The organism is Pseudodesulfovibrio piezophilus C1TLV30, from assembly GCF_000341895.1.
Taxonomy (GTDB): Bacteria; Desulfobacterota; Desulfovibrionia; order Desulfovibrionales; family Desulfovibrionaceae; genus Pseudodesulfovibrio; species Pseudodesulfovibrio piezophilus.
In genome coordinates this window covers 1,927,434-1,941,209 of record NC_020409.1, presented here as the reverse complement: position 1 = coordinate 1,941,209, position 13,776 = coordinate 1,927,434, and the positions used below count along the sequence as shown (strand labels likewise).

Genomic DNA, 13,776 nt, shown 5'->3' with positions numbered 1-13,776 from the left:
TTGCGAGGAGGCGGCGGTTGATTTCATTGATTACGATTGACTTTGACGGACAGCGTTAAGCAAACCACCTGACTGGATAATATCCAGTTCCTTTTTGGTCAAATCATTTATGACCGGGATGGCATCGCCGCTGGCTGTTGTGATTTCAAGAGTTCCGCCGGGTGTCATGTCCCCGGCCGGGATGGTCAGTTCTGCTCCCAACTCCAGTCTGTCGTAGTCGGCAGGATTGACCAATAACAAGGGCAGGATGCCGAAGTTGACCAGATTGGCACGATGGATACGGGCCAGGGATTTGACGATAACCGCCTTGACCCCCAGATGACGCGGTCCAAGGGCGGCGTGTTCCCGGCTGGAACCTTGCCCATAGTTTTCGCCGCCGAGAATCACTCCGGTACCATGATTTTTCATGCGGCCGACAAAGTCGGCATCCACGCGGTTGAAGATATACTGGCTGATGGCCGGGATATTGGAGCGCAGGGCTGTAATCTCGGCACCGGCAGGCAGGATGTGGTCCGTGGTGATATTGTCCTCGACCTTGAGCAGGATTTTGGCCTGTACCGTCTTGGGTAATTCAGTGAAGTCTTCCAGAGCCACAATGTTGGGACCGCGCAGAATCTCCACGGAATCCTTGTCCTCGGGCGGGAAGACAAACAGGTCGCGGATCGATGGGACATCATCGGGCAGTTCGATGCGTTCGGGAGCCGGTCCCCAAGTGGCAGGATCGGAAAATTCTCCGTCAAGTGCCAGCCGCGCGGCTGTCTGGGCAGAAACAAGGTAAACCTGGCCGTCCAGGGTGCCTGATCGGCCTTCGAAGTTCCGATTAAAGGTGCGTACGGAAACACCTCCGCTGGTCGGTGAACCTCCCATGCCGATGCAGGGACCACAGGTACATTCCAGGACGCGGGCTCCGGCATCCAGTAATGGTTCGATCAGCCCTTCGCGGGACAGCATCTTCATGACCTGTTTGGAGCCGGGGGAAATCAGCAGGTCTGTCTCGGGCGGAGTCTTTTTACCGGACAGGATCTGCGCGGTATTTTTGAGGTCGGAATACGAGGAGTTGGTGCAGGAGCCAATGGCACATTGGTCGATCTTTTTGCCAGCCAGGTCTCGCACTTTGCAGACTTGGTCGGGCATATGCGGCTGGGCAACCATGGGTTCCAGTTCCGAGAGGTTGATTTCGATGATTTCATCAAAGGAGGCGTCCTCATCGGCAACCAGTTCAACGAAGTCGCAGGGGCGTCCCATCTTGGTCAGGAAGTCTTTGGTTTTGTCGTCGGAGGGGAAGATCGAAGTGGTGGCACCGAGTTCAGCACCCATATTGGTGATGGTGGCCCGATCCGGGACGGACAGGGCAGCAACGCCAGGACCTCCGTATTCGAAGACTTTACCCACGCCACCTTTCACCGTAAGGCGGCGAAGCAGTTCGAGGATAACATCCTTGCCTGCGGCCCATCCTGTCAGTTCACCTGTCAGGTGGACCTTGACCACTTTGGGCATGGGGATAAAATAGGCTTCTCCGGCCATGCCGAGCGCCACGGAGAGTCCGCCTGCGCCCATGGCCATGGACCCAATGCCACCCGCTGTGGGGGTATGGGAATCGGACCCGATGAGAGTCGCACCCGGCTTGGCGAAGTTTTCAAGGTGGAGCTGATGACATATACCGGTCCCGGCAGGAGAAAAGATCGCGCCGGATTGAGCGGCCACGGTACGCAGATAGCGGTGGTCGTCCGGGTTGCGAAAGCCCATCTGCAAGGTGTTGTGATCGACGTAGCTGACCGAAAGGTCTGTTCTCACTTCGCCGATGCCGATGGCCTCGTACTGGAGCCACGCCATGGTGCCTGTGGCGTCCTGGGTCAGGGTCTGGTCGATACGGAGGCCCACCTCCTGCCCCGGAACCATCTCTCCGGAAACGAGGTGCTTTTCAATGATCTTGTGGGTTATGGACTTGCCCATCTGTCACTCCTGCAATGTCAAAAGGTTATCGGGTACTCTCAGTTACAGCCGCCAAAGTGCCCTGGCAGGATAAAGCAGGGACGATCCTCTCACAAATCGTCCCTGCGCGCTTCTACGGCTCGTAATCATTTCCTCTAGAAGAGAAAGCCCTTTTCAAGGCCTTCACTCGGACCGCCTTCCTCGATGCCGAGGGTGATCCGGTTGATCTTGTTGGTGCGGAACTTGATGTCCACGTCCAAGCGAAGTTTTTGCTGCTGCAATTCGAATATTTCCTTGTGGTGGTAGATTCCCTCTTTGGGATTTTCCGCCTCCATCAATTCCCGCACTCGTTTCGCGGTTCTTTCTCGTTCAAGAGTCAGCTGTGCGGCTTCGGCTTCAAGAGTGGGGATATCATCGCTCAGTCGCGCTTCACCGGATTTTGATTCTTCTGCGTGTGTCATCTTTGGTTTCCTTGACCGGCTTGGGTTTCATCTTGCCGGAGGGCAGGGAGTTGTAGAAGTTCCAGAACTCGGGCCAGGTGGAGGTCACTTCTCCGTGGTTTTCCAGCTTGATGCCGGGCACCGAGTAGGCAGCCAGGGCGCATCCCATGGACCAGATAGGTTCCGGGCTGAACCATGTGCCTTCCCACGACCGTTCGCCGGATTTGATCTCCACGCCGCTTTCGGTTTTTTCGTAAGCGACCCCTGTGCGGTCGAGAAGTTCGGCTCCTGTTTCGCTCAGTTCACCGGTGAGGGTGGCGTTACCCAGCTTCATGGCCAAGGCCAGAGCCAGGGGCTGCATTTCCTCGCTTTCGCCGAGGGTAATGGTCGCGGATTCAGGTAATTCACCTTCCATGGTCGCAATGATGTTTTCCGTGGCGACATCAATGCGAAGTCCCAGAGCGCGGAGCTGTTCCAGAACCCGGTCTCCCTTGTCGGACTTGGGCCAGGAACCAGCGATGTTGATAGACCCGCCAGCCATGGCAGGCAGGGCCAGAAGAATGGAGTTGAGCCGGACAGACAGGGGCAGGAGCGGGCGTTCTTCAATGACGGGAATGCCATCGGAAACCGTCACGGAATCTTTTTCCAGGGTGGCCTTGATGCCGCAGATCGTCAGAACATCCACGGCTTCGGCAACACGTTCCCTGGCCGTCTGGTTCAGTCCCCGGATGGTCAGGCCTCCGGGAAAGGACCATGCCGCCAGGGTCAGGGCGGCTGCGAAATCAGGATCAATGCCGCCGGGCAGGGTTATTTCCTCGTCCATGGGACCACCGCACTCAAGGCGTGCGGGAAGTCCGGGGTTGTTCGGATTCATGGGGACAAGGCGTGCTCCCAATTTGGGCAGCACCCTGTTCATGGTGGCGATATCCAGCAGCTGAAGGGCTGGCTTGCCGGTGAATTTGCAACGACCTGCGTGGCCCAGAGCGAGGCAGAGCAACATATAGAAGTTGAAGTGGTCTTCACCAACAAAGATCATGTTGCCTTCAAAACCGAGGGTACGGTCTCCTTCATTGCGGATGAAATCATCATCCCAGGAGATGGGTGCTCCGGCCTGCTTGAGGGCCTTGGCCAGATCCTTGTTGGGGGCGTTCATTGTCACTGGAGCCAGTTTAACCGCAGCGCCGGAGCTTGCTGCGAGTGTCAGGAGCATTCGTGTGAAACGGAAGGAACGAGGGCCGGTGATGGAAGCAGAAACCGCTTCCACACGCGGGGCAAGCTTGTATCCTTCGCCTTCGAATTTCTTGCGAATGTCAGCCAGGGAAAACTGGTTGAGCAGGGTGAAAAGCTGTTTGGTCAGTTTAGCATCAAGGCCAAGTTCCCCGGCGTGTTTGTCAAAGGAGCCGCGCAGCAGCTTTTCGAGCTTGGGGTCGACCAGGGATTTTTGGCGTGATTTACGCCATGCGCCTTCCTTGCGGATAAGGAATGCACGCTTCTCAAGCAGATTCAGGACCTGATTGTCGATGTCGGAAATATCATTGAAACGGTGTTCGGAAACCGCCTGGGATTTGTCGACGAACGACTCTTCGTCGCGGGGAGGGAGATTGCCGAAGAAGTCACGTTTGCCCCGTCCGCCTCCGCCTCGTTTCTCAAACTTGCGTGGGCCTCGGCTTTCATCACGACGCGGTCGATCGGTTCTGTCATCACGACGCGGGCGATCGGTTCTGTCGTCTCGGCGTGGTCGATCGGTTCTGTCCTCTCGACGAGGCCTTTCTGACCGATCGTCTCGGCGAGGACGGTCATCCCTGTCATTGCGGGTAAAATTATCGCGTCTATCGTCTTTGCGCGGTCCATTGGAGGGACCTCGTCTGTCGTCATCTTTGCGGATCTTGATCATAGTCTTTCCGTCTTCCTTATAAATGATGTAGTTCCCCCCATGAGGGGAAAGGCTTCTCTATCGTGAAAGAATGATTGATGCAACCCCCGTATTTCAAGGCATCACGGGCATGGGCGGCGATTCTTTGATGCACTGTGCAGAGTGTTTTTTCAGGCTTTTGCGAAAGAGTTTCAGCATGTTTGGAAGAGGAAGGAAAAGGGAGATGTCGAAAGGGACAGCAGAGAGCGGGAGCAGGGGCCGGTCGCGTTGTAAAAAAATCATACGTCATCCCGGTCTCGAACGTCCAGTCTCCATCCATTGAGTGGGGCGTAACAGCCTTGTCCGGCGTGTTGAGATCGGCGAACGTCTTCGCCGTACTTCGGGTCGAGCATCAACTTGCAGATATAGCGGGTGTTTTTTGGGTCCCAGAGCAGCTCAGGGCAACGTTTGGTGTAGCCATAACGGCGGTGAGATTCCGAGCATGGATCCCGAAGACAACACCAGCCACACCCCACGCATGGCGCATTTTCTTCCGAAAGAGGCTCAATGGCGGGGGCATCGGTGAATATGTTGAATTCGTCGGACACAATTTCTCCCTGAGTGGAGAAAACGGATACCTTTGCAACGGGAAAAACGCAAGGTTGCTTACAGGATGAAATCCTTGATGACCTGAAAGCCTGTCCTGAATTGCCATAACGCCAGGGCAAGTAATATCAGGTTGCAAGCAGCGTGGGCCAGGGGCAGTATTTTTCTGCGAGCCTTTTTCTTGTCCATATAGAGGCCTGAAGCGCCCCCCAGAATGAGAAGCGGGAGCATGGCGAACGCTGTTTTGTAGTGAGCGCCTGTCACGAAGTTCACTTCCCATTTGAGGCGGGCGACGGTCATGCCGCCTATCATGCCGAGTAACCAGAGGGACAGGGCTATCTGTCCCACTGTCACATGCCGTTTCCAGGGAAAGCGTGTGCGCATTTCAAAATGTCGGGCCAGAAATCGTTTCATTCCAAGGGAGGCCGCGTACAGCCCCACCAAGGTGGCGAATATCTGGAGAGCCGGATGAAACCAGAGCATTGAGACCTCCCGCAACCGTTAGGGTTTGCAACGAGTCTACATCAAAAAACGCTTTGGTCAAAGGGCTCGGTGAAGAGTTTTCTTCGAAGCATCTCCCAGACCATGTCGGGAGTCAGGCGGCGCATACAGTCGTGGTGGTTCAGCGGGCACCGCCTGGGACCGTGCAGGCCGCATGGCCGACACTCAAGGGGAATCTCGGCCACGGTGGAGTTGTCGCCGCGCGGGAAGAAGCCCAGTTCTCTGACAGTGGGGCCGAACAGGGCGACCAAAGGGGTGTCCTGGGCCCAGGCAAGGTGCATCGGGCCGGAGTCATTTGTCAGATAGGCGTTGAGTTTGCCAAGGTAGGCGGCCAGCTGTGGGAGCGTCAATTCTCCACCCAGATTGAGAACATTGACAGAACCTTCGACCTCGGCTCCTGCCTGAACCTGGGCTGCGACGTCCCGTTCATCCGGTCCTGCGAAAATGAGCACCTGCGCTCCGGCACGGGCTGCGCGAGTGACTATCTCGCTGAAATATTCCACGGGCCAGCATTTGGTGGGCCATGTGGAGCCGGGGTGCAGGCCAAGCACCGGGCGATTGCCACAGTGTGCTCTCCAGAATTGTTCCGCATCCTGTCGTGTCTCGTCGGATATCGAGAGTGACGCCTTGGGAGCGGGCGCGTCGATGCCAAGGGGCTTGAGTAGTTGGAAGAGGCGTTCTATTTCCTCCAGGTCTGCAAAGCGGCGCGAAACGGTTTCTGTATAGGCCAGCGTGTTGAACCATGGTTGATCATAGCCGATACGCCGATTGATGCCGGTGGCTCCGCTTATCAAGGCGGAGCGGAAACTCTTGTGCGCTGAAATCCAGAGATCGAAGCCTTCCCTGCCGAGTTCCCAGCCATACCGAACCGCTGAGGAAAGGGATTTTTGCGCACCTCGTTTGGCAAAGGGGCGAACGCGGGTGATCTCCGGCTGGGCCGTAAAGACAGACTCGACGCCACTGCGGACGAAAAAGTGGATTTCCGCTTTTGGGTAGCGGGTTTTGAGGGCGTGCAACAAGGGCAGAGTCAGGACGGCATCGCCGAGAAAGGCTGTCTGCCAGACGCCGATTTTGGTGTATTCGCTCATCGAGAGAAGGTGTATCCTGTCCCTGCGGTTGAGGCAACGGTTGATCTCCTGTGCCGATGCCCGTATTCTGCTGGAGCAGAGTCGAATGAATTCAAGCAGTCAGGAGGCTGATGATGAAATATATCATGTTTGAAGATTTTTCCGGTGTGCCTGTGCCCGTCATTTTTCCCAATCGGATCGATCATGCTGAAATGCGTGAACAGATGCCGTATCCCAAAGCCCTTTCCGCCGGGTATGTTTCCCTGCGTCCGGACGGTTTTCATTGTCATGGTGCGTCCAAGGAGCTGCAATTGGAAGCAAAATCAGGGGATGCCGCTGTCATTGCAGGAAAATTTGAGGATCCCGAGAGTTAGGGATTCGCAGTGCGCCCGATCCATGTCCCCGTATTCAGAGGGAACACGGGCGGTCAGAGCCGCCTCGACCGGCCGTGCTGCTGAACCGTTCCCCCCTTCAATACGACCATTCGCCGTTTTCCGGGTTGCACCCATGGCGTGGCCAGTGCTAAATCTCGATGACGCTTGGAAAAAGCGGCAGGCTTGAGAAGGGACCGAGAATGCTGTTGTCTTGTCCCGCCTGAGAAGGAGAGAGAGAATGTTACTTGGAATTGATGTTGGCGGGACGCATACCGATGCTGTCGCCATCACTGTGGATACGGGTGTAGGCGTGATGGCTTCCTGCAAGGTGCCGACTCGACATGATGATCTGTTGCGGTCCGTGACTGAGGCTTTGGAAACCATTTTGGGTAAAGTGGACAAGGATGCGGTGACACAGCTTAATTTGTCCACGACCTTGTCGACCAATGCCATTGTCCAGGGGCAGACCGAAGATGTGGGAGTCATTGTTTCGTCCGGTCCCGGCATTGATCCGCATAACTCCATGCTGTGCCGGGATTTTCATGTTGTTGAAGGGTCCATTGATCATCGGGGGAATGAAATAAAGTCCCTTTCCTCCCGTCAACTCAGTGATGCTGTGGATGCCTGCCGCGCCAATGGGGTGCGTGTCTTCGCCGCAGTCAGTAAATTTTCCACGCGCAATCCGCGCCATGAAAACGTTATTCGTCGTTCCATTTGTCAGTGTCGTGAAACCGATCAATGCGATCACGCGGATTTCGTCACTTTGGGACATCAATTGGGCGGTGCGCTCAATTTTCCGCGACGGGTGGCTACCGCCTATTTCAATTGTTCGGTTTGGCGTCTCTATAATGACTTTGCCACGGCGGTGGAAAAGGCTCTCCATGATATGGGGTTGGCTCACGTCAAGGTCAACATGCTCAAGGCGGATGGCGGTACCATGCCTTTGCCGCAATCGCGTACCATGCCGGTGCAGTCCATCTTTTCCGGTCCGGCCGCCTCGGTCATGGGGATTGTCGCTTTGACAGATATCTTTCTGGATTCAGTCATTCTCGATATCGGAGGAACCACCACTGATATCGCCGTGTTTGCCGATGGCGCGCCCCTTATCGAACGGGAGGGCATTGCCATTGGCTCCCACCCAACGCTTGTCTCTGCTCTGAAGGTCCGATCTATCGGAATTGGTGGGGATTCCGCCATCTCCGTGGTCGGGAAAGACGTCCGTGTCGGCCCTAACAGGTTTGGCCCATCCGTGTGTTTCGGTGGGGCGAGGGTGACTCTGACCGATGCGCTTAACGTGACAGGAGTTGGACAGGTTGGGGATATCGAGGCGTCGGCAAAGGCTCTCGATACTTTTGCGGCCCGGTATTCCATGTCCGGTCAGGATGTGGCCGGTGCTGCCGTGGATTACGCGGCTCAAGCCATTCACTCGGCAACTCGGGAACTGACTGATGAGATCAATTCCAAGCCGGTCTACACCATTCATGAACTGGTGGAAGACAAGCGTGTGGTCCCGAAAAAAGTCTATCTCATGGGTGGACCGGCTCAAGCGCTCCGGGAATCGCTTCACGAGTGCTTCCAGCTTGCCACGGAAGTACCGGAAAACTACGATGTGGCCAACGCCATCGGTGCAGCCCTGACTCGCACAACATGGGAATTGGAGTTGTTCGCAGATACTCAACGACATGTCCTGTTCATTCCTTCCTTGTCCCACCGTGAGAATATTCACTCGTCCTATGACCTGGGGGATGCGAAGAAGGACGCCGTAAATCATTTGACCAGGCAGCTCGATTCCATGGGGGTTTCCCTGGAGCGGGAAGATGCCCAGGTAACCCATTCCTCCAGCTTCAACATGATTGAAGGAATGAATCAGGTCGGCAGGAACATTCGGGTCAAATGTCAGGTTCGGCCTGGTGTTGTCGCAACCCTGGTTGGGAGATAGATCATGCTCAAGGCACAGAACTCACTTGGAATCATTTTTTTCCCGGCTTTTGATTGGGCCATTTCCCCCACGCATCCCGAACGGCAGGAGCGGCTTCTCTACACGCAGGACCAATTGCGGGAAGAAGGGCTTTTCGACATCGAGGGAATAGGAGAATACAAACCGGATGTTGCCGCTATCGAAGACCTGGAGAGGGTGCATTTCCTGTTTCCTGATGGTGGCAGTGTCACGACGCGCTCCCATCGCATCTCGGCGGGGGGGGCCATGAAAGCCGCTGATCTCGTCATGACGGGGGAACGCGAACGGGCCTTTGCCATGGTTCGTCCTCCCGGTCATCATGCCATGAAGGTCGTTCACGGGTCGCGTGGCTTCTGTACTGTCAACATCGAAGCCGTGATGATCGAACATATCCGGGAAACATACGGGCATAAGCGTGTGGCTATTATTGACACCGACTGCCATCACGGTGATGGTTCGCAGGATGTCTACTGGCATGATCCCGAGACGTTGTTCATCTCCATTCATCAGGACGGGCGCACACTGTATCCCGGCTCCGGTTTTCCCCAGGAGTTGGGTGGTCCCGGTGCCATGGGGCGGACTCTGAACATCCCGCTGCCCCCCAATACTTCGGATGAAGGATTTCTCATGGCCATGGAAAGGGTGGTCATGCCCATTCTCGATGATTTCAAACCGGACATCATCATCAATTCGGCAGGTCAGGACAACCACTTTTCCGACCCTATCACCAACATGAACTTTTCTGCCCGTGGCTATGCCGCGCTCAATGAGATGCTCAGGCCGGATATCGCTGTCTTGGAGGGTGGCTACTCCATTCAGGGAGCCTTGCCATATATTAATCTGGGCATTTGCCTCGCCATGGCCGGGGTGGACTTTTCCCATATCCGGGAGCCGAATTACAATCCTGAACAGGTACGTCAATCCTCCCGGACGACGGAATACATTGAGGAGCTGTGCTCCCAACTCCCACGGTTGTACTTTGACCCACCAGCGTTCAAAAGCGGCAAGGATACTTCACAGGGAATTCTCTCCGGGGACACTTTTGTACGACATCGGCAGATCTTTTACGATACGGATGGCATCAATGAGGTTCAGCAGGAAAACCTGACCGTTTGCCCGAAGTGCCGAGGGCTGCTCAAAATCGAAACGCGTGCGGATTCCGGTCCGCTTTGTCTCGGCGTGGAAATACCCATTGACGCCTGCCCTGAGTGCAGAAGCAAAGGCTATCAGTTGGTGGAAGAAGGGCAACTGAAGGGGAACTACCGATATATTCAACTGATCAACCGCCTGGACAAGGAGTATGTCCGGTTCGGTTTTTGATTCAATGACAGGGCAGGATGCATGAAACGGGTTTTCTTGTTTCTTCTTGTTTTCTGGGTGATCGCCGGTTCAACTCTTGTTGTTCTCGGGCTGCATGTGCCGAACCCCATTTTTTGGAAGACGCTTGATGTGACGGTTACAGCCTATAACTCCACCAAAGGACAGACCCAGGGAAACCCTTTTGTGGCTGCATGGGGTGATCGGCTCAAGCCCGGAATGGATGCTGTGGCCGTGTCTCGAGATCTAATCCCCCTGGGGCTTGGGCACGAAGCCGAAGTCTATATCGAAGGCGTGGGTGGTCCCTATACCGTGTTGGACAAGATGAATCGGCGCTTTGAGAAGCGGGTGGATGTCTATTTCGGCGTGGATGTAGCCGAGGCCCGTGAATTCGGCGAGATGGAGACGACGATTTACTGGCGATAACGTCGCTTTGGTTCGCTTACCAATGGAAAAGGCCGCTGATCATGGTCAGCGGCCTTTTCCATTGGTAAGCGAAAGAAGAGAGTGTGGGGTACTGCCGGCTTAGGCTGTGCAGAAGTCGTTCAGAGCTTCTGCGGTCATGGCGGGGGTGAATTCCACTATTTCATACTTTGCAGCCTGTTCGCGGTGAAACGGGTCTTCGCTTATGACCGCTTCCATCGCTTCTCGTGACTCTCCTGTTGCGATGATAATGCCACCGTTGCGCGGAATTTTCGGGCCGGAAAAAAGAAAAGTGCCGTTTGCGTAGTGGCGGGTGAGGAATGCACGATGTTCAGGGATGAGGGCATCGATCGTTTCAAGGGGCTTGATATAGGTCAGCGTAATGATGAACATGATTTTTTCCTTTTTTGAGGTAAAGGACCGATTGAGACGGTGTTGTCGCGTCAATCGGATGCTGGAGGTCGAGACTCTCCCCACGGTCGGGAAACGGTCCTGTGTTCTCTCCAGAGTGCCGCTTTATTTTTTCAGAAATGCCCCGGTCACGGAATTCGGGTTGGCGATGATCTCTTCCGGGGTGCCGGAGGCGACTATCTGCCCGCCGTGTTCTCCGCCGCCAGGGCCGAGATCGATAACGTGGTCGGACCCGTTTATGACATCGGTATTATGTTCGATGACGATGACGGTGGCTCCTTTGTCCACCAGGGCATGGAGTACCCGGATGAGCTTGCCGACTTCATGCATGTGCAAGCCTGTGGTCGGTTCATCAAGGATATAGAGTGCGCCGGGCAGGTTCCGTTTGCCGAGTTCGCGTGAAATCTTGATACGCTGGGCTTCGCCGCCGGAGAGCGTGGTGGCTGCCTGTCCGAGCTTGATGTAGTCGAGGCCGACTTCGGAGAGCACGTCAAGCCGCCGCATGAGCGGAGGATGGTTGGCAAAGAATTCGCGGGCCTGCCGTACTGTCATGTCGAGAACATCAGCGATATTCTTGCCCTTGTATTCCACTTCGAGAGTCTGGGCGTTGTAGCGCTTGCCTTTGCAGGTTTCACAGGTGACGTAGACGTCGGGCAGGAAATGCATTTCCACCCTGATTTGTCCGTCCCCCTTGCAGGCCTCGCATCGCCCGCCCTTGACGTTGAAGGAGAATCGGCCAGGTTTGTAGCCTCGGGTTCGGGCCTCTTTGGAGCCGGTAAATATTTTCCTGATCTCATCGAAAATCTTGGTGTAGGTGGCGGGGTTGGAGCGAGGAGTCCTGCCAATGGGCGTTTGGTCGATGGATATGACCTTTTCGATTTTGTCGAGGCCCTCGATTCCACCGATCTTTCCGGGGTTGTCCGCCTTGTTCCCATTGAACAATTGCAGATGCTTGTAGAGCGAGTCCATGACAAGGGACGACTTACCCGAGCCAGACACGCCGGTCACGCAGGTCATGACACCAAGAGGAATATCCACATCGAGATTCTTGAGGTTGTTGGTCTCGACATTCTTGATAACAATCGAATCTGTGGGCGTGCGGCGCGTTTCCGGTGGTTCAATGACGATATCACCTCGCAGGTATTTGCCGGTCAGCGTGTCTGCCTTGAGCAGTTTGTCTACTGGCCCCTGGAAAACGATTTCACCGCCAAGCCAGCCCGAGCTGGGGCCGATTTCGATGACATGATCCGCTTCAAGAATGGTTGGTTCATCGTGTTCAACCACGAGGACGGTGTTGCCACGCGTCTGGAGTGAGCGGAGTGTATCGATGAGCCGTTGGTTGTCTCGGGGGTGCAGACCGATGGACGGTTCGTCGAGGACATAGGTGACACCAACCAGGCCGGAACCGAGTTGGGAAGCGAGGCGGATACGCTGGGCTTCGCCACCGGAGAGCGTGCTCATGTTGCGGCCAAGGGAGATGTACTCAAGTCCGACATTGACCATGAAGCCAAGCTTGTGGGTCAGTTCTTTGAGCAATGGTTCGGAGATGAGGGTTTCCTGGCCGGTGAAATTCAGTCCGTTGAGCCAGTCCAGTGCCCGTTGGATGGACATGGAGGCGAATTCGAACATGTTTTTATCGGCCACGCGGACAGCCAGAACCTCAGGGCGCAGTCGTGCGCCATGGCAGGCCGGACAGGGTGTTGATTGCTTGTAGCGAGCGGTCCAGTGGTCCCAGACGCCAGATTGTTGTTGTCCGTATTCGAGGATGGGCACGATGCCGGGCCAGCCGGTTTCGGAACACCCGTGGAAGAGGGCGTCCCAGCCGTCCTTGGTGTAGTCGGACAGGGGGGTGTCGAGCGTAAATCCGTGTTTTTTGCCCAACTTTTTGAGTTGCGGGCCGTATTGTTCCTGACGGTAGGCGGACTTCCAGGGGATGACGCCGCCTTGGTTGAGGGAGAGTCCCTTGTTGGGTGAAATAAGGTCCGGTTCGAAATATTCCACCGAGCCAATGCCGTTGCAGGTGGGGCAGGCTCCCTGAGGCGAGTTGAAGGAAAAGAGCTGTGGGGTGAGGCGCGGCATGGATATTTTACAGGCCGGGCATGTTGAAAGCGTGGACATGAAGGTGTCGCCGGGAGCATTGCCACCGACCACGGTGACGATCATGCGTTCCTCGCCGTGTTCCAGGGCGAGTTCCACGGAATCGGCAAGGCGTTTTTTGATGCCGTCCTTGATGACGAGACGGTCTATTACCAAGTCGATGGTGTGTTTCTTGTGCTTTTCCAGGTCGGGCACTTCATCGATGGGATAGATTTGGCCGCCGACACGGACACGGACGAACCCATCTTTTTTAAGCTTGGAAAAGAGATCCTTGTGCGTTCCCTTCTGGTGCTCGACCAAGGGGGCGAGCAGCATGAGTTTGGTGCCCTCTTCCATGGCGAGGATTGTTTTCACTATTTGGTCGGTGGTCTGAGCCTCGATGGGCTTTCCGCACTTCGGGCAATAGAATTTGCCGAGCCTGGCATAGAAGACTCGCAGAAAATCATAGACCTCGGTGACGGTTCCCACGGTGGATCGGGGATTTCTCGTCGCGGTCTGTTGCTCCAGTGATATGGCGGGGGAAAGCCCCTCCACCTTGTCCACATCCGGTTTGTCCATCTGGGGCAGGAACTGGCGGGCATAGGCGGAGAGAGACTCCACGTAGCGGCGTTGGCCTTCGGCATAGACGATGTCAAAGGCCAGAGTTGATTTGCCCGACCCGGATGGCCCACAGACCACCACGAGCTTGTCGCGGGGGATGTCGAGGGTCAGGTCCTTGAGATTGTGATGGCGGGCGCCTTCTATATGGATGGAATGATTCGGTGCGGATTTGGTCATTTCGGGAGGATAATCATTCCTG

Annotated in this window: 12 protein-coding genes; 4 read left to right on the top strand and 8 right to left on the bottom strand. The window is 55.7% G+C overall.

The features are described 5' to 3' along the window. Window positions 1-30 precede the first annotated feature (30 nt). From BN4_RS09285 to waaF, 6 genes are all read right to left on the bottom strand, one after another. A complete protein-coding gene (locus tag BN4_RS09285; protein ID WP_015415130.1) occupies window positions 31-1,953 on the bottom strand; it encodes an aconitate hydratase in 1,923 nt (640 codons plus the stop codon). Window positions 1,954-2,087: 134 nt separating this feature from the next. Continuing rightward, window positions 2,088-2,393, bottom strand: a complete 306-nt coding sequence (locus BN4_RS09280) for a hypothetical protein (RefSeq protein ID WP_015415129.1) — start codon at window positions 2,391-2,393, stop codon at window positions 2,088-2,090. Continuing rightward, a complete protein-coding gene (locus tag BN4_RS09275; RefSeq protein ID WP_015415128.1) occupies window positions 2,362-4,266 on the bottom strand; it encodes a chorismate mutase in 1,905 nt (634 codons plus the stop codon). Before BN4_RS09275 ends, BN4_RS09280 begins: the two co-directional genes overlap by 32 nt. A 257-nt stretch (window positions 4,267-4,523) precedes the next feature. Further along, window positions 4,524-4,832: a hypothetical protein gene (locus BN4_RS09270; protein ID WP_322785945.1), complete on the bottom strand. Its 309-nt coding sequence runs from the start codon at window positions 4,830-4,832 to the stop codon at window positions 4,524-4,526. A gap of 58 nt (window positions 4,833-4,890) precedes the next feature. Then, on the bottom strand, window positions 4,891-5,313 hold the full coding sequence (locus BN4_RS09265; RefSeq protein WP_015415126.1) for a DUF4079 family protein: 423 nt from the start codon (window positions 5,311-5,313) through the stop codon (window positions 4,891-4,893). A 41-nt stretch (window positions 5,314-5,354) separates the two neighbouring features. Then, window positions 5,355-6,419, bottom strand: coding sequence for a lipopolysaccharide heptosyltransferase II (waaF, locus tag BN4_RS09260; RefSeq protein ID WP_015415125.1), 1,065 nt, complete (start codon window positions 6,417-6,419; stop codon window positions 5,355-5,357). A gap of 113 nt (window positions 6,420-6,532) precedes the next feature. Here waaF and BN4_RS09255 point away from each other — a divergent pair, with 113 nt between their 5' ends. The 4 genes from BN4_RS09255 (at window position 6,533) to BN4_RS09240 (ending at window position 10,472) form a co-directional block, all read left to right on the top strand. Beyond that, window positions 6,533-6,772, top strand: a complete 240-nt coding sequence (locus BN4_RS09255; protein WP_015415124.1) for a hypothetical protein — start codon at window positions 6,533-6,535, stop codon at window positions 6,770-6,772. 238 nt (window positions 6,773-7,010) lie between these two features. Beyond that, window positions 7,011-8,711 (top strand): hydantoinase/oxoprolinase family protein, encoded by a 1,701-nt coding sequence (locus tag BN4_RS09250; protein WP_015415123.1) that lies wholly within the window; start codon window positions 7,011-7,013, stop codon window positions 8,709-8,711. A gap of 3 nt (window positions 8,712-8,714) precedes the next feature. Next, on the top strand, window positions 8,715-10,049 hold the full coding sequence (locus BN4_RS09245; RefSeq protein ID WP_015415122.1) for a histone deacetylase: 1,335 nt from the start codon (window positions 8,715-8,717) through the stop codon (window positions 10,047-10,049). A 21-nt stretch (window positions 10,050-10,070) separates the two neighbouring features. Beyond that, window positions 10,071-10,472 carry a 3D domain-containing protein gene (locus BN4_RS09240; protein WP_015415121.1) on the top strand — a complete coding sequence of 134 codons (402 nt, stop codon included), beginning with the start codon at window positions 10,071-10,073 and terminating at the stop codon, window positions 10,470-10,472. A gap of 99 nt (window positions 10,473-10,571) precedes the next feature. Here the strand turns inward: BN4_RS09240 and BN4_RS09235 are convergent, their stop codons facing one another. Then, window positions 10,572-10,862 (bottom strand): YciI family protein, encoded by a 291-nt coding sequence (locus BN4_RS09235; RefSeq protein WP_015415120.1) that lies wholly within the window; start codon window positions 10,860-10,862, stop codon window positions 10,572-10,574. Between the two features lie 123 nt (window positions 10,863-10,985). Beyond that, on the bottom strand, window positions 10,986-13,754 hold the full coding sequence (uvrA, locus tag BN4_RS09230) for an excinuclease ABC subunit UvrA (RefSeq protein WP_015415119.1): 2,769 nt from the start codon (window positions 13,752-13,754) through the stop codon (window positions 10,986-10,988). Window positions 13,755-13,776 lie beyond the last annotated feature (22 nt).